The following is a 23,460-nucleotide window of genomic DNA, read 5'->3' on the forward strand; positions in this document are numbered from 1 at the left end:
GACATAGCCATGGGTGTTGAAGGTATTGGAGCACGGGTTCTCCGCAAGGAAGACAAAAGATTTATCACTGGCAAGGGCCGCTATACCGACGATATGTCCGTACCGGGCATGAAGCATGCTGCCTTCGTGCGCAGCCCCCATGCTCATGCGAGAATCACCGGGATCGATGTCGAAACGGCCAAGAAGATGCCTGGTGTCATTGGCGTTTTGACCGGCGCGGAGTTGAAAGCGGATGGGATCGGCAATCTCATCTGCGGCTGGATGATCCATTCCAAAGATGGAACGCCCATGAAGATGGGCGCCTGGTCTCCGCTTGCCACCGATACGGTGCGCTACGTGGGGGATGCAGTGGTTATTGTAGTTGCCGATACGAAAGGGCAGGCGCGTGATGCGGCTGAGGCAGTCGACATATCCTATGAAGAGCTTCCGGTCGTTGTAAAGACTGCCGAAGCCCTCAACGAAGGTGCGCCGCAACTTCATCCTGAAGCGCCGGGCAATCTGATTTTTGATTGGGACATCGGGGATGAAAAGGCCACGAATGGCGCTTTCGCAGGCGCTGCGCATGTCACCAAGATGGATATTGTCAATGGCCGCCTTGTTCCTAATGCGATCGAACCGCGTGCCACGCTCGGTGTCTACGACGCTGGAGAAGATCACTATACGTGTTGGACGACGTCTCAAAATCCGCATGTCGCGCGCTTGGTTCTGAGCGCATTTTATAATGTCGCGCCGGAGAACAAGCTACGCGTCATCGCCCCGGACGTCGGGGGCGGCTTCGGATCGAAGATCTTCATCTATCCTGAAGAACTCATCTGCCTCTGGGCATCAAAAAAGACCGGCGTTCCGGTAAAATGGGTAGCCGACCGGACCGAAAGTTTTCTGGCCGATGCGCATGGTCGCGACCATATCACCCATGCGGAACTTGCCTTTGACAAGGACAACAGGATCCTTGGTCTCAAGGTGCAGACAATTGCCAATCTTGGCGCTTACATGTCGCTATTCTCTAGCTCCGTGCCGACTTATCTCTATGCGACGCTTCTCTCCGGCCAATATGATATTCCGGCAATCCACGCCAACGTGAAAGCCGTCTATACCAACACGGCGCCAGTCGACGCCTACCGCGGGGCCGGGCGGCCGGAAGCCAGTTATGTGCTTGAGCGCATTATGGAAACCGCGGCGCGCGAATTGAAAGTCTCCCCGGCAGAGCTTCGGCGGAAAAACTTTATCCGTGTTTTCCCGCACCAGACGCCGGTAATCATGAACTATGACGCGGGCGATTTTGACGCTACCCTGGATGCCGCGCTGAAGGCTGCCGACTATGCCGGCTTCGAGAAGCGCCGTGGAGAGGCCGCCAAGCGAGGCAAACTGCGCGGCATCGGATTAAGCTGCTACATCGAAGCCTGCGGCATTGCACCTTCCGCAGCAGTCGGCTCTCTTGGGGCGGGCGTAGGATTGTGGGAGAGCGCGGAGGTCAGGGTCAATGCGATTGGCACGATTGAAATTCTGACTGGCTCCCATTCGCATGGCCAAGGACACGAGACGACGTTTGCCCAATTGGCTACCGAGCGTTTCGGTGTTCCGATCGACAGTATCTCCATCGTTCATGGAGATACTGACAAGGTGCAAATGGGGATGGGGACCTATGGTTCGCGTTCCGGCGCGGTCGGAATGTCGGCCGTCATCAAGGCTTTGGACAAGGTGGAGGCCAAGGCAAAAAAAATTGCAGCCCATCTACTCGAAGCAGATGAAGCCGATATCGAGATCAAGGATGGTGATGTCAGGGTCGCCGGCACCGACAAGTCTCTGCCATGGTTCCAGGTGGCGCTTGCGGCCTACACCGCCCACAATCTTCCTTCGGGCATGGAGCCGGGATTGAAGGAAGGTGCGTTCTACGATCCATCCAACTTCACGTTCCCTGGCGGCTGCCATATCTGCGAAGTGGAAGTCGATCCCGAAACAGGCGTGACCGAGATCATCCAGTTCGTCGCCGCAGACGATTTCGGCAAGGTCATCAACCCGATGATCGTCGAAGGGCAGGTTCATGGCGGACTGGCCCAAGGTATCGGCCAAGCACTGCTGGAAGGCACGCACTATGACGATACCGGACAATTGCTGACTGCCAGCTTCATGGACTACACCATGCCACGCGCGCAGAATTTGCCGTCCTTCGATGTTATGACGACCGAAACGCCGTGCCCGTCCAATCCGCTCGGAATCAAGGGTTGCGGAGAAGCAGGTGCAATCGGCTCGCCGCCGGCCGTCATCAATGCAATCACCGATGCGATCCGCAACAACAATCTGACCATGCCGGCGACACCGCAAACTGTGTGGAATGCCATTCAGGCGGCGAAGTGAAGGAAAAGCACCATGTATGAGACACAGTATCATCGCGCTGCCTCAGTTGAAGAGGCTGCAAGACTGATGGCTGAAGCCGAAGACGGCAAATTCCTGGCTGGTGGAATGACCCTGATTCCAACCATGAAGCAACGTCTGGCATCACCGAGCGATCTTATAGATCTCAGGAAAATCGAAGCGCTGAAAGGTATCACGGTCGAAGGGCGCACGGTGCGGATTGGCGCGGTCACGACGCATTACGATGTCTCGACCAATGAGGAACTCGCAAAGATTTGTCCAGCCATCACTAGTCTTGCTGGCCATATTGGCGATCCCCAGGTGCGAAACATGGGGACGATTGGCGGGTCGATCGCCAACAACGATCCGGCCGCCGACTACCCCTCGGCGCTAGTGGCGCTTGATGCTACGGTAATCACCAGCCAACGCTCTTTGCCCGCGTCGGACTTCTTTGTCGGCCTTTTCGAAACAGCGCTTGAGCCAAACGAGATTATTGTGGCCGTCGAATTCGTTGCGCCTGACAAAGCCGCTTACAAAAAATTCCCAAATCCAGCTTCGCTCTACGCAATGGCCGGTGTTTTCGTTGCCAAATCGGGCGACAATATCCGTGTTGCAGTAACAGGCGCAGGCGAGGGCGGCGTTTTTCGTCTCAAGGATGCCGAGACAGCACTCGCCGGAAACTTCAGCCCCTCAGCGCTGGATAGCATCGCCGTGGAGCCGGACGCTCTCCTTTCCGACATGCATGCCTCTGCCGACTATCGCGCCAATCTGGTCAAGGTCATGGCAAAACGCGCTGTTGCCGAGATCGCCAACAGACCGATGTGAGACAGACGTTTCTCGGTGCAGAGAGTACCATTACGCGGCGCAAAGCGCCGTCTTCGCCGCGTGATATTCCTGTTCAAGGCGGGCAACGAGGTTGCTTGCGGGAGCGATTTCTTTAACGGCCGCAATGCCTTGACCGCAGCCCCAGATATCTTTCCAGGCCTTGGCGCCGGTCGTTGCTGCTTCGAAGTCCATTTTTGACGGGTCAGCCTCTGGCAAATGATCCGGGTCCATTCCGGCCTTGGCTATCGATGGCTTCAGGTAATTTCCATGGATCCCGGTAAAGTAATTTGAATAGACGATATCGGAAGAATTGGAGTCGACAATCATCTTTTTGTAGTCATCTCCAGCGCGCGCTTCTGTGGTGGAGATGAAGGGCGAGCCGATATAGGCGAGGTCGGCACCCATGGCCTGCGCCGCCAGAATCGCGCGGCCCGTCGCGATGGCACCCGACAGCAGCAAGGGCCCATCGAACCACTCACGGATTTCCTGGACAAGCGCGAAAGGCGAGAGCAGTCCCGCATGGCCGCCCGCACCTGCCGCTACCGCTATCAACCCATCCGCGCCTTTGCGAATAGCTGAATTAGCGTGGCGGTTGTTGATGATGTCATGAAGGACAATACCACCATACGAGTGTATTGCCTCGTTCACCTCCGGAACGGCGCCCAACGACGAGATAACGATGGGAACTTTGTATTTTACACACATCGTCAAATCATGTTCGAGCCGCTTGTTTGAACGGTGCACAATTTGATTTACGGCAAAGGGCGCAGCCGGACGAGCCGGGCTTTTCTCGTCATGGTTGCGGAGGCCTTCCGTAATTTCTGCGAGCCATTCATCAAGTTGTTCTGCCGGGCGGGCGTTCAAAGCAGGAAAAGAGCCGACAATTCCCGCCGTGCACTGTGCTAGCACCAACGCCGGATGAGAAACGATGAACAAGGGAGCGCCAACGACCGGAATTCGCAACTTCGACTTCAAAATATCCGGCAAGGCCATGTCCATCTCCAAATTTTGACGTTAGCGTAAACGTAAGTTGTTCTACCAGAGCGGATGCATCGGGGGCAAGCGAAACGTAAGCGATCTATCATCGAGCGATGCTGCAGGGTGTTGAACAATAGCGTTCATAATTCGAAACGGCCATCATTGCGCCGCGAGAGTCTTGAATAAGCAGCAAGATGCGTTAAGCCTAGCCAGTCATGCGAACTGTATCGAAGGGATAATCGTCGAGTTGGAAGCGATCGAGCAAGCGATCAGGAAAGCGTTGGCCAAAGCCGACGTCGGGAACCCTGCGATTCGGCAGAAGGTTTACGAATCCGCTTGGGGAGCGCATGAGCGTTCGCTTGCGGCAAATGGGGCGTTGGACGATGAGCAACGGGACGAACGTCGCGAACGATTAAAGGATTCAATCACCAGGATCGAAAAAGAAGTACAGACAAGCGGTTCGATAACGCTCCCGGTATCGGCTCCTGTTGTTGAAAGGCGCGAACCAGTGCTTTCGCAATCCGCGACAAGGATAGAACCAACGATTGATGTTGGAGCGGAACCTGAACTTGACGCTCCGGAGCTGACATCGGATGGACCTGTTGCCGTCGAGAATTATCGCCCGGACCGTTTGCGCCGACGGCTAAAGCGAAACACGGAACGCAAGAAAGCGAACGGCCTGATCAAGTTTGTTATCATTCTCGCCATCTTGGCCCTAGCACTCGGTCTGCTCTGGTTTGTTGCTTCCGGAATCATCAATTTAAGGCCGTCAAGTATCCCGCCAAGCACCAGCAATCCGGCCGTAAGCGGTAGCCATGAACCATTGAAGGAAGGCGAGTTGTCGCCTGAAGGTAACTGGATTACGATTTTTGATCCGTCCGACACAACGCAGGTATCTGTCGCCGGACGGGCAACGGCCACAATCGGTGGCGACCAGGTGGAGAAGTATCTGCGTATCCAATCACCCGCTGAAGCCGATGAAGTTAGTTTCCAGGTCGGCCAAGGCGTTCTCGAACAGCTTGCCGGCAAAAACACAATGTTCGATATCGTAGCCAAGAGCGAGGATGGTGCGAGGACGCAAATGGCGGTGAGCTGTGACTTCGGGGATCTGGGTGATTGCGGACGCAAGCGTTTCGATGTTTCCGATGCGAGCAGTGAATATCTGTTGCAGATGCAGTTTCCGGCGGACAAGAAACCGGCCGCGGGCGGCTCGATAAAGATCAATTCGGATATAACCCAGGCGGGAAAGTCGGTCGATATCATCTCGATTCGTGTCCAGGTTACGAATTAGAAGAAGATGGAGCGCGCGTTCCTATCTTCCGGCGATCTGATTGCCGACCGCCGTGCCTCCTATGCTGACATGCTGTTCGAAACCGGTGACCATTTCGCGGCCGCAGATCTCATGCGGCAAGCGCTAGAAATAACCCCCAATTGGACTGCCGGCCTTTTTCGCCTTGGCGAGATGCATGAGGCGGCGGGGCAACGTGATGCAGCGGCCGAAGCTTGGCGCAAATTGCTGCAGCTCGATCCAGACGATCGCTTTGGCGCTGGATTGAAGCTCGCTGCAACCGGCCACGCTGCCGTACCAGGAACGCCGCCGACAGCCTATGTCGAAACCCTCTTTGACGCCTATGCCGCGACCTTTGAAACAGCGCTTTTGGACAGACTGGAGTATCGCGTCCCCGAATTGCTGGCGAACGCCATCAAGGTGGCCGCGCCGGAACGGCGTTTCCGCTCCGTGCTCGATCTGGGCTGCGGGACCGGCCTGATGGGCCCCTATTTCCGCGCCGATGCCGATGAAGTGGCCGGCGTTGACCTCTCCGAAGCCATGCTGCAGAAGGCCGTCGAAAAACAGGTCTATGACACTCTTATCAAGGGCGATGTCAACGAACTCGATACGCCTGCCCAAAGCGCCGATCTCGTCATTGCGGCAGATGTCTTTGTCTACGTCGGTGATCTTCACCGTGCCTTCAACAATATCGCCAGGGCCTTGGCCCCGGACGGGTTGTTCGCATTTTCCGTTGAGAACCATTCGAGCGACGTCGAATTGATTTTGCAGCCATCGCTACGTTACACCCATGGCGAAAACTATGTCCGGCGAGTGTTGGCCGAGAATTCCATGACACTGGTAAGTTTGCAGCGGGAAACCATCCGCCTTGACCGGGGCGAACCCCTGCAAGGGCTTATTGTCGTCGCGAAGCCCGACATCTGATTAATCTTTGCGGAATACCAGCCGTCCCATCCAACCAGTCACGACGGCAAGGAACACGGCAAAAAGACCATAAAGCAGGCTGTATTGATTGGCGGCGCGGTAGATGCGGAACTCCAGCCCCGCTTTGACAATGTTGAGGCTCGTCGAGCTTTCACGCAAGAATTCACCATTGCGAAACAGATATGCGCGAGCAATGTGTTTGCCCACAGGCACGTTGGCGGGCAATGAGAGGGTCGCACGGAACAACGTGGATGACAGGAATTGCACGTCGCCAGGGCGTTGATTGTATAGACGCTGTTTGAGCTTCAGCCGCGGTACCTCCTTGGTGAACTCCTTCAGGGATTCGCTCGATCCGAATCCGTCAGGTATTGGCTCGTAGAAGATATTGTTGACCCCTAGGCTAAGCTGGCCGAATATTTTCGGCGTTGCTATATCCTGCAGATTGCGGGTTGATGCGAGCGAATAGGATGCCGGAATGTGTTGGAATGATACGGATTCCGCATTGACCCAAATGCCAAAAAATCTGTCCTTGCGTCGCACGACAAAATCCCTCTCGGGACCTTGCAGAATCACAACGATATCATAGCGACCTTGCCGCTGGATCAGCGGATCAGCATTGTCCAGCGCACCGAAAACCGTCAGGTCAGTGCCTCGGAAGCCGGATGTGATCGCGATCGTATCGGTCGAGAGGCCGATTTCAACGGTTTCCTTGTTGCCAGGCAATTGCTGTGCACGAGCGTACTGGCCTGCCGTGAGTGCAATGAACAGAATTAGAGCGGCGGCGGGCGCGTTCATTGCGCTACCCTCGTGGCAAGCGCAATGCTAATCGAATAAACGTCATCGGGTGTGACAAAGAGTTCGATCGCAAGGCGCAGGCCAACGGCCAGAACCAGCATGGCCAACAGCGCGCGCAATTGTTCGCCGCGCAATTTCTGGCCGATGCGAGCGCCATATTGGGCGCCGATCACTCCCCCCGTCATCAAAAGCATCGCCAGTACGATATCGACTGATTGATTGGTCGTTGCCTGCATGACAGTGGTGAAGGCTGTGACGAAAACGATCTGATAGAGGGACGTCCCAATAACCACGTTTGTCGGCACCTTCAGTAGGTAAATCATCGCGGGAACCATGATAAAGCCGCCGCCGACGCCCATGATCGACGAGAGAAACCCTATGGCTCCACCGAGCACCAAAACGGGGATGATGCTCACATAGATCTTCGAGGCGCGGAACCGCATCTTGAAAGGCAGGCGGTGTACCCAATTATGCTGGCCCGGCTTCTTCAGATTGGAAAGCTGGCCAGCTCTCGTCCTTCGCATGGCCTGAAGGCTCTCATACAACATCAGGCCGCCAACAGTGCTGAGAAAGACGACGTAGAGAAGCGACACTATGAGATCGAGCTGGCCGAGTTCGCGCAACAGAACAAAGACATAAATACCGACGGCAGCACCGGCGATGCCGCCTACAACCAGCAACGAGCCTAGCTTGACGTCGAGTGTACCGCGCTTGAAATGGGTAAGAGCACCGCTGAACGACGAAGCAATGACCTGGTTTGCGCCCGTGGCGACCGCAACCGCCGGTGGAATATTATAAAAGATGAGAAGCGGCGTTATCAAGAACCCGCCGCCTACACCAAACATACCCGACAAAAACCCTACCGCCGCGCCCATAAAAAAGAGCACGAAGACATTGACCGAAATCTCGGCGATAGGCAGGTAAATACCCAATGCGAACCCCAAACCCATTATGGTGTCAGGACACCGTAGTACCAGCACAATGACAGTAATTCTTTAAGGTTTCTTGCCCGCTTGCCGGGTCCAAGTCAAATTTTGACCGAGCGGCCCCAGGCATCGCGGTTCATACGCGAAGCCATGTGTCGCAATGGCATTGTTCCAATGGTTTCTAGGGGAATTTATCTCTTTTGCTTCAGCCGTTCTTTCTGAGCAAATTGCGAACCAGATCCTTGTCGATATTGCCGGTGGGCTTGAGCCCATTATCCTTCTGGAACGCCATGATCGCGTCGCGTGTTTTAGAGCCGATTTTACCGTCCGAACCGCCGGCATCGTAGCCGTGCTTGTTGAGGATGAGTTGAACGTTGCGGATGGCCTTTTCCATGTCGATCGAACCGGTCGTCGTTGGGCTTTCCTGCCATTCCGCGGGCACGGTAAGCGCGTTGGCGTCGGGATTCAGCTGTTTCGGCTTCCAAAGCTCGGTGGCAGCCTTCGCGCGTTCAAGCTGCTCGGGAGACATGATTTTGGCTACGTCGTCTCGCTTCTGAGCAGCGTCCTTGTCACCGGCATTGGCCGCAATGGCGAACCATTTGTAGCTCTCTTCCAGAGTCTGTGGCAGGCCCACACCCTTGGCTGAGAGAATGCCAAGATTGAACTGGCTGTCCTTGACACCGAGTTCGGCTGCCTGGGTAAACCAACGCGCGGCGGCTTCGTTGTCCGGGGCTGAACCATCGGTTCCGGCGGCAAAGAGGACAGCGAGGTTGTGCATGGCGCTCGCGTTGCCTTGTTCGGCGGCAAGGTGGTAATAGGTCTTGGCTTTCGCCAGATCGCGAGTAAGGCCCAGGCCCTTCTCGTAGAAGTTACCGATACGGTATTGCGCCGGCGCGAAGCCCCGTTCTGCAGCAAGATTGTACCATTCGGCTGCTTTGGCGAAGTCCTTGCTGACACCGCGCCCGTCCATATAGTTGTTACCGATTTCGAAAAGAGCCTTGCTTTCGCCGTTTGCTGCCGCATCGCGCAGCGGTTGGGGTCCCGACTCAGTCGGAATGGCTGGAATAGCTGTGGTCGATGCAGTATCGATGACCGGTGCCACCGGCGTGGCGTCGATGGTGGATGGTGTTGCTTGTTGCGTGGCGATAACCGCTTCCACACTATCCGGTGCGGGCTGTGAGGCGGCGAGTTCCTTCGGTACGCTGTTTTCGGCCGGTGTTGTAAGTTCCGGAGTCTTTACCTGCTCTATAGGTTGTGGTGCTTTGACTGCAACATCCCCGACTTGTTCGGGTGGCGTAGGCTGAGCAATGGATGCCTTATCAATTCTGTCCGCATAGTTCAGATATGCATTTTTCAGTTGCAGACCTGCAATTGCGATCATGATCGCGCCGATCGCCAAGAGAATTGGCCTGCGCTGGCGTGTAAGCAGGCTGTCCTTGGCATCGTCAGTCCTGTCCGACACAGGAGTGCGTTTCTGGCTCTCGACTTCCGAGGCTGCTGCTTGAGCAGCGCGCCGAGCGGCGGCGATGAAATCGGCCTTGCCTTCCGATGTACCCCCGGCAAGCGGCATATCCCGGCGGTCGTCGCGAACGCGCTTCAGGATAGAATTCAGATCTGGCATACCGGAGCCAGGCTCAAGCGGACGGTTGAGGATGTTCGGATCCAGATCGACTTTATCCGTCTTCTTTGCCTCCTCGACGATATCGATTTCTAAGTCCTGTGACACCATTTCCTGTTTGCCGCGTCCCTTCAGGCCGCGGGCGAGGCTGCTGAAAAGAGATCTTTTTTCGTGGGGTTCCTCTCCAGCAACATCAGCACGCGTCGCTTCCGACGGCAGTTCCTGGCTTGTTAAGAAGCTCGCCGTATCGAGAGCAGGCCCGACATCTATGGGGGGATCGTAAGCCAGCGTAGCTTTCATCGCCGGCTCTTCGGGAATGACTGTTTCTTCAATCCGGGCTGGAAGGGGCCCGTGGACCGGAACCGGCCCGCTTTCGAGCGAGGCAAGACGGTCAACTATCTTGAGCAACGTATCGTGGATCGCCTCGAATGTCTTGCCGTTGCGTTCCTCGGATTTGCGGGAAAGTTTTTCCAGAGTCTTCAAGTCTGCAGCAAGTTCGCGGGCGATCATGCTATCATGGTCGCTGCCGAAATTAGCAGTGTTGCGGATGGCCTCAGCCGCAGCGTTGCGGGCAGCCTCTACGACGAGATCGCGGTTTGCCGCCATCGACTCTTCAATCGCGTCGAGGCGTGGCGGGATCTCGGACATTTCTGCGTATCGTTCATTCGACTGAGCCAGATGCTCGGCCAAACCGGCAATCTGCAGTTCAAGGCTACGGATGGCATCGTGCGTATTCTCGGTCTGAGGAACGTTTTGCGCGATGTAACGTGCCATGTCCTCGAAACGGGCTTCGATATTGTCGGTCAAGCGAATGTCGCTGTTCTCGGTCATCATGTTGTGGTCGTCGAGACGGCGCGTTAGTTCTTCAAAGCGCTGATCGATCTTTTCGATGAACGCAGGGTCAGCTGTTGGCTGCGGCTGAGCTTCGAGCTTGTCGATGATCTGCAGAACACGGCCTTCAAGGTCGCGGAAGTCCGAGATGCTGATCGCCGCCGGTGTATTTTGCAGATGGCGCATGACCCCTGCGAGCTGTTCCGACAGGATGTCAAGATTGACTAGGGGTGTTTTATTCTGCTCGGTGAGCTGATCGACGCGTTGCGCAAGCTCGCCCATACGCTGGAGGATCGTATCCGAGATGCGGTCGGGCAACGCCAACGCCGCAATGCGCGCTTCCAGCCGTTCGAAAGCATGGGCTTCGATTGATTGGCTGGAGGCTGGTTGCGAGGTAGCAACGATCGCGCGGCTGATCTCGTCAAGCCGCTCATCGAGCTGCTGCATATGTTTGGAAGGCACCGAGGCACCGTTTGCGACAGTCGAGCGGTTGCGTTGAACGAAGGCATCGAAGCGTTCATCGATCGTATCCCACCGATTGCCAAGGTTCTGTACCGACTCTTCGCGGGCCAACGTATTTACGGTGCGTTTCAATTCATCGAGGTCCCCGCGCAGCGTGGAAAGGTGAACCGTCTCGTGCTGGCTTGCAGAAGCCTTGTTGGACAGGCGATCGCTTGAAGCTGTCGACTGGCTCAGTCTGCCAATAGTTTCGTTGTGCGGTTCCGCAGAATGGGCGGGCGCTTTGATCCCGTCCTCCATCTCCTCACGGAGCTGTTTAAGTTGAGCGGCAATTGCCGAGAGGTCATACTTTTGTGAAACAGGTGGCTGGGATGTTGCAACGTAACGGGGCGTGGTCAATTGCCCAGCACGCGAGGCGAGCGCAGCAAACCGGTCGGCAATATCCTCATTTTCCCGAAAAGCTTCCTTTTTTGGCTCCATTGCACCGCGCAACTGACTCTCGAGATCCTCAAGTGTACGGTTGAGACTGTCGAGCGACGTCGCATCACGGCGTGCGCGATTCACATTGACCTGTTCCATTAGTGACCTCTGGTTCGTCATGGACGTCTGTTGCTCGAGTTGACGCCACACCGTGGCGGGTGAAAAATCATCACTCACTGGAAACAGCCGGTAACGCTGTGCGCGTCGGGGCCAAACCGGAGAGCCCAGGGCTTGCGCCCCATGCGATCCGACAAGCCGTGAAAAACAAATCACACATAGACACGGTTCACCGTCATCGTGACATTGGCGAAACGTGGTAAACAACTGGTTAAGACCTTGGATGGAATGGTTAAAAAAGTATTTGGCCAGCTCACTTCAAGAACGGAGATTTCTCTCAGAAGGCGTCGCAACCTTCAAAGTGCTGGGCGCTGTGTCTAAATGCATTGTTAAAAAACGAATTCGCCACTATTTTGACGTTTACGCAAACGTCAAAATTTGTTAGATTGAGTATTATCTCAACGGCGCCATAACTTGCGTGCCGTTTTTGCTTTGTTTCGGAGGAAGCCTGATGCCGAGCTACCGCGCGCCTGTTGAAGACACGCTATTTATCTTGAACGATGTTCTGGGTTTTGAACGCTATGGCAATTTACAAGGTTTTGGCGACGCATCGCCGGATATTGTTGCAGCCATCCTCAGTGAAGGCGCAAAGCTGGCCGAGAACACACTGTTCCCGGTTAACCAGATAGGTGACCAAGAAGGCTGCGTGCGTCACGACGACGGTTCGGTAACGACACCCAAGGGTTACAGACAAGCGTTTGATCAGTATCGCGAGGGCGGCTGGGTTGGCCTTGCTGTGCCGCAGGAATTTGGTGGTCAGGGTCTGCCATACACGCTGCATGTGGCGGCGGGTGAATACATGGCTTCGGCGAACATGGCGCTCGTCATGTATCCCGGCCTGACGCAAGGCGCGATTGCGGCCATTCTCACGCACGGCACCGACGAGCAGAAACAAACCTATTTGCCCAAAATGACCGATGGTACCTGGACCGGCACCATGAACCTCACGGAGCCGCATTGCGGTACCGATCTCGGTCTGTTGCGCAGCAAGGCTGTGCCGAACGCCAATGGTTCATACCGGATTTCCGGTCAGAAGATTTTCATCTCGGCCGGCGAGCACGATATGGCCGAGAACATTATTCACCTGGTTCTCGCCCGTATCGAAGGCGCGCCGGAAGGCACCAAGGGTATTTCGCTTTTCATCGTACCGAAGTTCAACCTGGACGAGAACGGCAATCCCGGGACGCGCAATGGCGTATCGTGCGGCTCCATCGAAGAGAAGATGGGCATCCACGGCAACTCGACCTGCGTCATGAATTATGATGAAGCGACCGGCTACCTGATCGGCGGGGAGAACAAGGGTCTGCGCGCTATGTTCACAATGATGAACGAGGCGCGTCTGGGTGTTGCGCTGCAGGGTTTATCCATCGGCGAGATTGCCTACCAGAACGCTGCCATCTATGCGCGTGACCGTATCCAGGGCCGCGCGCTGACGGAACCGAAAGAACCAAATAAGAAGGCCGACCCGATCATCGTCCATCCAGACATTCGTCGTATTCTGTTGACGATCAAATCCTTCAACGAAGCCGGCCGCGCCTTCATCCTCTGGTCGGCATTGAAGTCGGACATTGCGCATCGCTCGGGCGATGAGGTCGAAAGACAACTGGCGGACGACATTCTCGGCCTGATGACTCCGGTGTTGAAAGGCGTCTTGACTGACAAGGGCTTCGAGCACGCCTGCATGGCGCAGCAGGTCTTCGGCGGCCATGGTTATATCGAAGAACATGGCATGAGCCAGTACGTACGCGACGCGCGCATCGCCATGATCTATGAGGGTGCCAATGGCATCCAGGCATTGGATCTGGTCGGCCGCAAGCTCGGTGCAAATGGCGGCCGTGCGGTCATGGCTTTCTTCAAGGAAGTCGGTGATTTCTGCGAGGAAAATCGCGGCGACGAGAAGCTGTCCTTCTTCACCAAGCATTTGAAGAAGGGCCTCAACGACTTGCAAGCGGCATCCATGTGGCTGATGCAGAACGGCATGGCGAACCCAGACAATGCAGGTGCTGCTTCGACCGACTACATGCATCTCTTCGGCTTGGTTTCGCTCGGCTATATGTGGGCACGAATGGCCAAGGCAGCGCATGCCAAGCTTGCGGAAGGCGCCAGCAACAAAGCCTTCCATGAGACCAAGCTCGTCACGGGCAAGTTCTTCATGGAGCGCGTTATGCCGGAAACATCGGCGCATCTTGCCCGTATTCAGACGGGAGCGGATACGATGATGGCGCTTGCCGCGGAAGCATTCTAAGCTGCTGCACGCTCATTTCGAGCCGCGGCCTCGCGGCTCCGTCAACTGATCTTGGGAGGTTTGTGATGGGTCTGCGACCGGAAGAAGTATTGGGTGTTCCAAAACCTGACTGGAAGACTGACGACGTTGTGATGCTGGAAGAGATGGCCACGAAATTTCTCGAGGCCGAGGTTCTGCCGCACTACGACCGTTTTGAGAAACAGGAAATATTCGACCGATCAGTCTGGGAGCTTGCCGGCGAGAACGGGCTTCTGTGTGCCTCAATGCCGGAAGAATATGGCGGGGCAGGCGGCACCTACGCGCACGAAAGCGCCATTCTCGAAGCCATCAGCCATGTGGGTGTAGATGGCTTTGGCATTGCCCTACATAATTCTATCGTTGCGCCCTATATCCTTCACTATGGCTCGGAAGAACAGAAGCAGAAATGGTTGCCGAGAATGGCGACCGGCGAGCTGATCGGCGCGATCGCTATGACGGAGCCCGGTGCGGGCTCCGATCTCCAGGGCGTCAAGACCAGTGCGAAAAGGGATGGCAACCACTTCGTCATCAATGGATCGAAGACATTCATCACCAACGGCCAACTCGCTAATTTGGTCATCGTCGTAACCAAGACCGACCCAGCGCAGGGCGCCAAGGGCACGTCACTCATCATCGTCGAAACCGATGGGCAGGAAGGTTTCGAACGTGGCCGCAATCTCGACAAGGTTGGGCTGAAGTCAAACGATACCTCGGAACTGTTTTTCAATGACGTTCGCGTGCCGACATCCAATCTTCTTGGGACGGAAGAGGGGCAGGGCTTTGTCCAGCTGATGCAGCAGTTGCCCCAAGAACGCTTGCAGATTGGCGGAACGGCTATTGCCATGGCAGAACGTGCCATCGCTGTTACGTCGGACTATGTCAAGGAGCGCAAGGCCTTCGGCAAGGCCGTCATCGAGTTCCAGAACACTCAGTTCAAGCTGGCCGAGCTCAAGACAGAGGCCACGATCGGCCGCGTTTTCTACAATCATTGCGTCGAACGTCATCTGAACGGCGGGCTCGATCCCGTTACGGCTTCAATGGCAAAGTACTGGCTGAGCGACCTGCAGAACAAGGTGGTCGACGAATGCCTGCAGCTGCATGGCGGATACGGCTATATGAACGAATATCCTATTGCCCGCATGTTCCGCGACGCGCGCGTCCAGCGGATCTATGGCGGCACCAACGAAATCATGAAGCTTTTGATCGCCCGCAGCCTTTGAGCTGCCGGTTCGAACAGGGAGAATGAAATGACTGAGGCATATATCTATGACCACGTCCGTACCCCGCGTGGCAGGGGCAAGAAGGACGGCAGCCTGCACGAAGTGCCTGCCGTTCGCCTCGGCGCTCATGTGCTTGAGGCGCTGCGCGATCGCAACGGCCTCGACACGGGCTTGGTCGACGACATCATCTACGGCTGCGTCGATCCGGTAGGTGAAGCTGGCGCCGTTATTCCGCGGTCCTCCGCTTTCGAGGCGGGTTATGATTTCAAGGCGCCCGGCATGCAGATCTCGCGCTTCTGCGCATCTGGACTTGACGCAGTGAATTTCGCCGCCGCCAAGATCGTGCAGGGTGCGGATGACATCGTTATCGCCGGCGGTGTTGAATCCATGTCGCGGGTCGGCATGGGGATGTCGGGCGGCGCTTGGTACATGGATCCGTCGGTCGGCCTGCCGGGGTATTTCATGCCGCAAGGTGTTTCAGCCGATCTGATCGCTACGAAATATGGCTTCAGCCGTGACGATGTTGACGCTTACGCAGTTGAAAGCCAGAAGCGAGCCGGTGAGGCTTGGAAGAAAGGCTACTTCAAGAATTCGGTTCTTGAGATCAAGGACCAGAACGGCCTGACGATTCTTGATCATGACGAGCACATGCGGCCGACCACGGACATGCAGGCACTGGCTTCGCTCAATCCATCCTTCGTGATGCCTGGTGAAATGGGTGGCTTCAACGCTGTCGGCATCCAGGCCCATCCCGAAGTCGAGACGATTAATCACGTCCATCATGCCGGCAATTCGTCCGGTATCGTTGATGGCGCCGCCGGCGTATTGCTTGGGTCGAAAAGCGCAGCCAAGGCGATAGGCTCAAAGCCACGTGCCCGCATCCGCGCATTCGCCAATATCGGTTCGGACCCGGCGTTGATGCTGACTGGCCCGGTAGATGTAACAGAAAAGCTTTTGAAGCGCGCCAAGATGAAGATTTCGGACATCGATCTCTTCGAACTGAACGAGGCATTTGCTGCTGTGGTGCTCCGCTACATGCAGGCCTTCGAAATTCCACGCGACAAGATCAATGTCAATGGTGGTGCCATCGCCATGGGGCATCCGCTTGGCGCCACAGGTGCAATGATCCTCGGCACTGTTCTTGACGAACTGGAGCGCCGTGATCTCAATGTTGCGCTCGTTACGTTGTGCATCGGAGCGGGCATGGGCACCGCAACCATCATCGAACGCGTCTGAGGAGATAAGGAAGATGAGCTACACTAACTTCAAATTCGACGTCGACGCGGACGGCATTGCACTCGTAACCTGGGACATGCCGGATAGGTCTATGAATGTCTTCACCGAAGAGGTGATGAATGAACTTGACGCGATCGTCGATCGGGTTGCGAAGGACGAGGCAATCAAGGGTGCTGTTATCACGTCCGGCAAGGATACCTTCTCCGGTGGCGCCGACCTGACCATGCTCAAGCGCATGTTCCAGCTTTTCCAGGAAGAAAAGGCAAAGAATCCGAAGAAGGCGGTCGAGCTGCTGTTCGAGACCACCGGCAAGATGGGTGGCCTTTTCCGCAAGCTGGAAACAAGCGGCAAACCTTGGGTTTCGGCAATCAACGGCACGTGCATGGGCGGCGCTTTCGAGATGTCATTGGCATGTCATGGCCGCGTCGTTTCCGACGACCCGGCGGTGAAGATGGCTTTGCCGGAAGTCAAGGTCGGCATCTTTCCCGGTGCTGGCGGTACGCAACGGGTTCCACGCCTTACCAATCAGCAGGACGCTTTGCAGATGATGACGACAGGCTCGAGCCTCACGGCGTCGCGCGCGAAAGCGATGGGACTAGTGCACGAAATCGTGCCGGCGAAGAAGCTGGTTGACTCGGCCAAGAAGATGATCAAGGCTGGTCTCAAGCCAGTCCAGCCGTGGGACGAGAAGGGCTTCAAGCTGCCCGGCGGTGCGATTTATTCGCCGGCAGGAGCCAATCTCTGGCCAGCCGCTACGGCAATTCTCCGTCGTGAGACCTATGGCAATTATCCGGGCGCAGCCTCGATCCTGAAATCCGTCTATGAGGGCCTACTCGTACCTTTTGACACGGCACTCAAGATCGAGCAGCGCTATTTCACAAAGATACTGCAGACGACAGAAGCCGGAATGATGATCCGCTCCCTGTTCGTATCCTTGCAGGAACTGAACAAGGGCGCCCGCCGTCCAGCTGATATCAAACCCACCAAATTCAAGAAGGTCGGCGTGGTCGGCGCAGGCTTCATGGGCGCGAGCATCGCGTATGTCACCGCCAAGGCAGGCATTCCGGTCGTGCTCATAGACCAGAGTGTGGAGGCAGCCGAAAAAGGCAAAGCACATTCTGCCGATCTTATCACCAAGGAGATCCAGAAAGGCAAGGCGACTGCCGAGGAGAAGGAAAGGCTGCTTGGCCTGATTACCACATCGTCGGATTATGCCGATCTTGAGGGAGCCGACCTCGTAATCGAGGCCGTGTTCGAAGATCGTGAAGTCAAGCGTGCGGTTACGGAAAAGGCCGAAGCGGTATTGAAACCCGCAGCCATCTTCGCATCCAATACATCAACGCTGCCGATCACCGGACTGGCTAAAGTTTCACAACGCCCGAAGAACTTCATCGGCATCCACTTCTTTTCGCCGGTCGACAAAATGATGCTTGTCGAGGTTATCCTCGGTAAGAAAACATCGGACAAGGCGCTTGCTGTTGCGCTCGATTATGTGCGTGCCATCAAGAAGACGCCAATCGTCGTCAACGACACCCGTGGGTTCTATGTCAACCGCTGTGTTCTGCGCTACATGTCGGAAGCCTATAACATGCTGGTTGAAGGCGTTCCGCCTGCAATGATCGAGAATGTCGCGCGCATGGCGGGCATGCCGGTCGGTCCGCTGGCCCTCAACGATGAGACGGCGATTGATCTGTCGCAAAAGATCCTGAAGGCGACACTGGCGGACCTTGGACCAAAGGCCGTCGATCCGCGGCATGTTGAGCTTGTGAACACGCTGGTGGACAAATATGGCCGCCGGGGTCGCAAGAACGGCAAGGGCTTCTACGATTATCCGGCGAAGCCTGCCAAAAAGCATTTGTGGCCCGAGTTGAAGACACTTTACCCGCAACAGGATCCGGACAAGATCGATATCGATGTCCTGAAGCAGCGCTTCCTTTTCACCATTGCCCTTGAGGCAGCCCGCGCCATGGAGGAACGCATCGTCACCGATCCGCGTGAAGCGGATGTTGGCTCTATTCTCGCCTTCGGTTTCGCACCCTATACAGGCGGAACACTGTCCTACATTGATGGCATGGGCGCAGCGAAATTCGTCGAAATCGCCAAGGGGCTGCAGCGGAAATACGGTGCGCAGTTCAAGGCACCGAAGCTGCTGCTCGATATGGCCGAAAAGGGGGAGGCCTTCTACGAGCGGTTCAATCCTTATCCCGCCGAGGAAACGAAGAAGGCTGCTTGATTGGGCAGAAACTATGTGCTCCGCTTTGCGCGTGGTGCAACGGGTATCATGTGAAGCAGCTTTGCAATGCAACGACAATTGCCGGCGTCGCGATGATGCCGGCAAACCGACGATCATCTGTTCATAAGTGTTAACCCACGCATCAAAAAACTGTGAAAAATAAGAAAATTTTCCGTAATTCCACTCGACTTTTGTCAGCGTTCTTTATAAAAGCACATTGAAGGTATTTTTTCCTTTATTTGGATATCATCATGTTTTCACATGACCGCATATGGGCGGCCATAGATGCGCTGGCAGAACGCCACTCGCTTTCCGTATCGGGATTGGCGAAGCGTGCAGGGCTTGATCCAACAACCTTCAACAAATCCAAGCGCTACGCTGTTGACGGTCGTGCACGGTGGCCGTCGACCGAATCGCTGGCCAAGATCATGGAAGCTACCGGAGCTTCTCTGGACGAATTCATGACGCTCGTTCTGGGCAGGGCCAGCCACGGAAATAGTGGTGAGACACGTTCTGTACCGCTGTTGGGGTTCGCACAGGCAGGCGCTGGAGGCTTTTTCGACGATGGCGGCTTTCCCGTGGGTCAAGGGTGGGATGTCGTCGAGTTTCCGGTAGGGCCTGCCGACTCAGTTTACGCGCTGGAAGTGTCGGGTGATTCCATGCTGCCGCTCTATCGCGATGGCGATACGATCATCGTTGCCCCCGGCGGGGCAGTGCGACGGGGTGACCGTGTGGTAGTGCGTACGAAGGACGGGGAAGTCATGGCCAAGATACTTGCACGGCAGACGCCACGGACGATCGAATTGCAATCGATGAACCCCGAGCATCCTAATCGCACCTTCGATGCGGTCCACATCGATTGGATCGCACGAATTCTATGGGCAAGCCAATAGGAACGCATTTTACATGCGCCAGCTACCGCTTTATGTCCTGACCGTTCTGGTGGTTTTGGGGCTGATCTACGCCTTCGTCGCGCCGTTTAACGGTGCCGTCGATACGCCAAGTCAAAGCCAAGGTGTCGATGTCACACCAGAGAATTTCGAACTGCCCGATGAAATGACCGACGCCGCGCCGGAAGAGACATCTGAAACTGCACAGCCGCAGGGAAGGGTTACATCGCAAGCGCGTCAGGTCGATCCGGATGCGGTGGCTCCCTCAGGTACTGACAATGCACCACTCGAACGGGTGGAGCCTCGCCCGCCCTTGAGCACGAGGCAGGAATTGCTTCCCGCGCCGCCGCCAGCGCTTGCACCACCTCCAACGCCTGTCGACGATACTGCCAAGCCAGCACTTCTCTATCGCCCCGTCGCGACCGCAGCTGGCACAATCGAAGCAGCTGGTTACCGAATCGCACTGGATGGAATCCAGATAGTTCAACCAGAGGAAACCTGCAACGTCGACGGCGGTAGTGCATGGCCGTGTGGCATGGCTGCGCGTACCGCGTTCCGCAATTGGCTACGCTCTCGCGCTGTCGAATGCAACGTACCGGGACAACCGCCTGACGATGTCATCGCAACACAATGCAGGCTCGGCAAAGCGGATCTTGCCGAGTGGCTGGTGCAGAATGGCTGGGCCCGCGCGAAGGATGGAACGCAAATGGCGGACAGAATGAAGAAAGCCGAGGAAGCCAAGCTTGGCATCTTCGGTAGGCCGCCCGCAGCATTGCCAGCCTCAGCCAACTTACCCATACCGCCGGTGAGTGATGCGCCGGAGGCGCCTGCCGAGCCGCTACCGTCTCCGCCGCCATTGGCTGTACCAAACGCCCCATTCCCACCGCGCCCGGAATAGCTATGCTTCGTGGCAAACAGCCTCGATGTTATGGCCATCAAGGTCGCGCACAAATGCGCCGTAATAATTGGGATGGTAATGCGGGCGCAGTCCGGGTTGTCCGTTGTCACGACCGCCAGCCGCTATGGCAGCCGCGTGAAAAGCATCGACGATACCGCGGCTTTTGACGCGAAAAGCTATGTGAAGCGGCGGCTTGTTCGGCTCGCCATTGGTTACCCAGAAGTCGGGCTTGCCATTCTCACCAAACCCCGCGACATCCGCGCTTCCCGTCACCGAAGCGGGAACTTCGTGGAGCAATTCGTATCCAATTGGTGCGAGCGCTGCCCGATAGAACTTCTTGCTTCGCTCGAAGTCACTTACAATGATGCCCGTATGATCGATCATTCTTCCCCCGAGAAAGTCTAGCCGCACCAGCTCAAGTTGATTGTGCCATAAGCGCCCTCGAAATCAATGCACGCGTCTCGGCGATCCCGTAGAGTGCCACGAACGATCCGAAACGTGGTCCGCGCTCCTGGCCAATAAGCACCTCATAGAGCATCTGAAAGAACGATACGGACACGCCTGGGCCACCTTCCGGGCTTTTTTTTGCATGGTCCTGATAGCGTTCGATGCTGCGGGCTACGTCCAGCATGGCATTTTGAATCATGCTACCGTCGGCATCGTCGGGCAGGGTCGCGAGCGTTTTGTCCATCCCCTCGAGTGCCAGACGTTCCACTTCGTCGGGTGCCCGGAATTTCTTTGTCGGCTTTACGAAATCATTGAAGTAACGGATAGCGTAGCCGACGAGCGCGTCAAGTTCTGGACTGTTCTGCGGGGTCACACCGGGTGCGTAGCGGGAAATGAAACCCCAGAGAACGCTCCGGTTTTCGGCGTTGGAGGCGCTCACGAGATTCAACAGAAGCGCGAACGGTACTGGCATCTCCACAACCGGCGGATTACCATTGTGCAGGTGCCAGACGGGATTGTTCAACCGGTCTTTCCAGGATTGGCGTTCGTAGGCGGACAGATACGTGAAATACTCATCGACTGCCTTGGGAATGACATCGAAATAGAGGCGCTTGGCCGTTCTCGGCTTCTGGAACATGTAAAGACCGAGACTTTCCGTGGGCGCATAGGTGAGCCATTCGTCGATACTGATGCCATTGCCCTTCGACTTGGATATCTTCTGGCCAACATCATCGAGAAACAGTTCATAGACGAAATGCTCGGGAGCGCGACCTCCTAAAATCTCGCAAATGCGGTCGTACACGATTGCATTTGTCTGATGATCCTTGCCGAACATCTCGAAATCCACGCCAAGAGCCGCCCAGCGCATGCCGAAGTCAGGCTTCCATTGCAGTTTGACATTGCCACCCGTCACAGGGACGGTAGTCTCCGTGCCGTTTTCGTCGTCAAAAGTTATCGTGCCATTTTTGGAGTCGACCTTCTTCATCGGCACGTAGAGAACCCTGCCGCTCGTGGGCGAGATGGGCAAAAAGGGACTATAAGTCGCCTGGCGCTCCTCCCCGAGCGTCGGCAACATCACGTTCATGATGTCATCGTAGCGCTTGACCGCCCGCAGCAATACTTCATCGAAGCGGCCTGATTTGTAGTATTCCGTTGCGCTGGCAAATTCGTAGTCGAAGCCGAACGTGTCAAGAAAGCGGCACAGCATGACGTTGTTGTGGTCAGCAAAACTGCTGTAATCGCCACCAAAGGGATTTGGGACGGACGTCAGTGGCTTATGCAGGTGCGGCACTAGAGAAGACGGATCCGGCACATTGTCGGGAATCTTCCGCATGCCGTCCATGTCATCAGAAAAGCAAAGCAGCTTGGTGTTGACCTGGTCTTTGGTCAACACACGAAAGGCATGGCGTACCATGGACGTGCGCGCCACTTCGCCGAACGTGCCGATATGCGGCAGACCGGACGGGCCATAACCCGTTTCGAACAATATCGTCTCGGGATAGCCAGTCCTTTCATAGCGCTTAATGATCTTTCGCGCCTCTTCGAAGGGCCATGCTTTGGCCTCTGCTGCCGCCTCGATCAGTTCGGGGCTCAGTTCGATTTGATTATCAAGGCGCAAAGTCATTCGTTTTTCCTGTGTTCCTGCCGTCCAGTAAGGCGCGCGGACACTATGGCGCGAGGTGGCTCCCGTCAATTGCATGTGTCCATTCGAAGACGGCCTGCGCTGATTATCGATGGTTCAACCAGCTCAATAAAAATCGACCGGAAAATAACGCAAGTAAAGTTCCGATGTGGTGCCTTTTTCTTCCATCGCCTTCAACGCAAAATTAAAGGCATCGATAAGTTCGCTATTCTTGCGGGTGGTCGCGATGGTCATTCCATCACCCAGAAACTGCGGCGCGATATAGGGTTCACCGCTGAAGGCGCAGCAATTGACCGACTCAATGCTGCCGATCCAGAAGGATAGATCAGACCCATCGCCGAATACGGCGTCTATTTTCTTTGCTTGCAGATCTTTGAGCATGAGATCGCGCGAGGGATAGCCGACCCAATGGCCCTTTGGAAAATAATCAGCAAAAATAACTTGATGCACAGACCCTGCTACAACGCCAACTGCCTTTTTTGCGAGCGTGTCGGCAAGAGGTTCAGTAAGTGGCGTTTCCTTCAACGTCACAAATCGCGCAGGCAGCCTCATATAAGGCGTCGTAAAGGCGAGTTTCTGGCGCAAAGATGCTGTCGGTCTCAGGCCAGCGATAATTGCTTCCGCCTCGCCATTTTCAAGTGTTGGCTGCAATTCATTCCATGGGCGCGCTTCAATCTGACAGATTGCAGTAAGAGCGAGCTCATCGCAGATCGCCCGCACTAGATCGATATTGAAGCCGGAAATGCGTCCTGTGCTATCGATAAAATTGAAGGGCGGATAATCGACTGTGGTCACGAAGCGAATACGTTCGATTGTGGAAAGATTCGGCTTTGATACATGTTCCCGTCCGTCCCAATAGTGCGGAAAATTCGACGCGGCGTGGGCTGGCGGCAGCGCTATCGAAACGATGCATAGAATGGTTATAACGAGTGTGCGGAAATGCATTCGGACTCAACGTGACAGTGTGATTTGCGGTGAGGGTAACACGATCTCGTCAGCCTTGACAGGTTGGCTGCAGTCCGTTCAGACAAACTAACA

Annotated in this window: 18 protein-coding genes; 11 read left to right on the plus strand and 7 right to left on the minus strand. The window is 55.8% G+C overall.

All coding sequences use genetic code 11. The annotated features are described in order from the left end of the window. The first annotated feature begins 9 nt into the window (after positions 1-9). Together C7476_RS01280 and C7476_RS01285 are read left to right on the plus strand one after the other, a co-directional pair. Positions 10-2,355, plus strand: coding sequence for a xanthine dehydrogenase family protein molybdopterin-binding subunit (locus C7476_RS01280; RefSeq protein ID WP_114428099.1), 2,346 nt, complete (start codon positions 10-12; stop codon positions 2,353-2,355). Positions 2,356-2,367: 12 nt separating this feature from the next. After that, on the plus strand, positions 2,368-3,177 hold the full coding sequence (locus C7476_RS01285) for an FAD binding domain-containing protein (protein ID WP_114428100.1): 810 nt from the start codon (positions 2,368-2,370) through the stop codon (positions 3,175-3,177). Positions 3,178-3,207: 30 nt separating this feature from the next. Here C7476_RS01285 and C7476_RS01290 read toward each other — a convergent pair whose 3' ends face one another. Then, positions 3,208-4,170 carry an NAD(P)H-dependent flavin oxidoreductase gene (locus C7476_RS01290; protein WP_114428101.1) on the minus strand — a complete coding sequence of 321 codons (963 nt, stop codon included), beginning with the start codon at positions 4,168-4,170 and terminating at the stop codon, positions 3,208-3,210. A gap of 163 nt (positions 4,171-4,333) precedes the next feature. On the opposite strand from C7476_RS01290, the gene C7476_RS01295 reads away from it, so the two are divergent. After that, positions 4,334-5,446 (plus strand): hypothetical protein, encoded by a 1,113-nt coding sequence (locus tag C7476_RS01295; protein ID WP_147274591.1) that lies wholly within the window; start codon positions 4,334-4,336, stop codon positions 5,444-5,446. A 6-nt stretch (positions 5,447-5,452) separates the two neighbouring features. Further along, complete coding sequence (locus tag C7476_RS01300; RefSeq protein ID WP_114428103.1) at positions 5,453-6,367, plus strand: class I SAM-dependent methyltransferase; 915 nt, start codon at positions 5,453-5,455, stop codon at positions 6,365-6,367. Here the strand turns inward: C7476_RS01300 and C7476_RS01305 are convergent, their stop codons facing one another. The 3 genes from C7476_RS01305 to C7476_RS01315 all read right to left on the minus strand — a co-directional run bounded on the left by C7476_RS01305 (position 6,368) and on the right by C7476_RS01315 (position 10,819). After that, entirely contained in the window at positions 6,368-7,162 is a 795-nt protein-coding gene (locus tag C7476_RS01305) for a TIGR02186 family protein (RefSeq protein ID WP_114428104.1), read from the minus strand. Next, complete coding sequence (locus C7476_RS01310) at positions 7,159-8,094, minus strand: sulfite exporter TauE/SafE family protein (protein ID WP_114428527.1); 936 nt, start codon at positions 8,092-8,094, stop codon at positions 7,159-7,161. Before C7476_RS01310 ends, C7476_RS01305 begins: the two co-directional genes overlap by 4 nt. 199 nt (positions 8,095-8,293) lie before the next feature. Continuing rightward, positions 8,294-10,819, minus strand: coding sequence for a peptidoglycan-binding protein (locus C7476_RS01315; RefSeq protein ID WP_425373934.1), 2,526 nt, complete (start codon positions 10,817-10,819; stop codon positions 8,294-8,296). Positions 10,820-11,032: 213 nt separating this feature from the next. Here C7476_RS01315 and C7476_RS29310 point away from each other — a divergent pair, with 213 nt between their 5' ends. From C7476_RS29310 to C7476_RS01345, 7 genes are all read left to right on the plus strand, one after another. Next, complete coding sequence (locus tag C7476_RS29310) at positions 11,033-11,215, plus strand: hypothetical protein (protein ID WP_425373928.1); 183 nt, start codon at positions 11,033-11,035, stop codon at positions 11,213-11,215. Positions 11,216-12,044: 829 nt separating this feature from the next. Beyond that, positions 12,045-13,838: an acyl-CoA dehydrogenase C-terminal domain-containing protein gene (locus tag C7476_RS01320; RefSeq protein ID WP_114428105.1), complete on the plus strand. Its 1,794-nt coding sequence runs from the start codon at positions 12,045-12,047 to the stop codon at positions 13,836-13,838. 65 nt (positions 13,839-13,903) lie between these two features. Continuing rightward, positions 13,904-15,076: an acyl-CoA dehydrogenase family protein gene (locus tag C7476_RS01325; protein ID WP_114428106.1), complete on the plus strand. Its 1,173-nt coding sequence runs from the start codon at positions 13,904-13,906 to the stop codon at positions 15,074-15,076. A gap of 27 nt (positions 15,077-15,103) precedes the next feature. Then, positions 15,104-16,312 (plus strand): acetyl-CoA C-acetyltransferase, encoded by a 1,209-nt coding sequence (locus tag C7476_RS01330; protein WP_114428107.1) that lies wholly within the window; start codon positions 15,104-15,106, stop codon positions 16,310-16,312. Positions 16,313-16,325: 13 nt separating this feature from the next. Continuing rightward, a complete protein-coding gene (locus tag C7476_RS01335; RefSeq protein WP_114428108.1) occupies positions 16,326-18,545 on the plus strand; it encodes a 3-hydroxyacyl-CoA dehydrogenase NAD-binding domain-containing protein in 2,220 nt (739 codons plus the stop codon). 251 nt (positions 18,546-18,796) lie between these two features. Then, complete coding sequence (locus C7476_RS01340; RefSeq protein WP_114428529.1) at positions 18,797-19,438, plus strand: S24 family peptidase; 642 nt, start codon at positions 18,797-18,799, stop codon at positions 19,436-19,438. A 13-nt stretch (positions 19,439-19,451) separates the two neighbouring features. Beyond that, a complete protein-coding gene (locus C7476_RS01345; RefSeq protein WP_114428109.1) occupies positions 19,452-20,333 on the plus strand; it encodes a thermonuclease family protein in 882 nt (293 codons plus the stop codon). Here the strand turns inward: C7476_RS01345 and C7476_RS01350 are convergent, their stop codons facing one another. The 3 genes from C7476_RS01350 to C7476_RS01360 all read right to left on the minus strand — a co-directional run bounded on the left by C7476_RS01350 (position 20,334) and on the right by C7476_RS01360 (position 23,367). Continuing rightward, the gene (locus C7476_RS01350) at positions 20,334-20,717 is read right to left on the minus strand and encodes a VOC family protein (protein WP_114428110.1); all 384 of its coding nucleotides are present in this window, start codon (positions 20,715-20,717) and stop codon (positions 20,334-20,336) included. A 31-nt stretch (positions 20,718-20,748) separates the two neighbouring features. Then, complete coding sequence (locus C7476_RS01355; protein ID WP_114428111.1) at positions 20,749-22,404, minus strand: lysine--tRNA ligase; 1,656 nt, start codon at positions 22,402-22,404, stop codon at positions 20,749-20,751. 123 nt (positions 22,405-22,527) lie between these two features. Next, on the minus strand, positions 22,528-23,367 hold the full coding sequence (locus C7476_RS01360) for a transporter substrate-binding domain-containing protein (RefSeq protein WP_114428112.1): 840 nt from the start codon (positions 23,365-23,367) through the stop codon (positions 22,528-22,530). Positions 23,368-23,460 lie beyond the last annotated feature (93 nt).

Source organism: Phyllobacterium bourgognense (genome assembly GCF_003337575.1).
In the GTDB taxonomy this organism is placed as follows: domain Bacteria; phylum Pseudomonadota; class Alphaproteobacteria; order Rhizobiales; family Rhizobiaceae; genus Phyllobacterium; species Phyllobacterium bourgognense.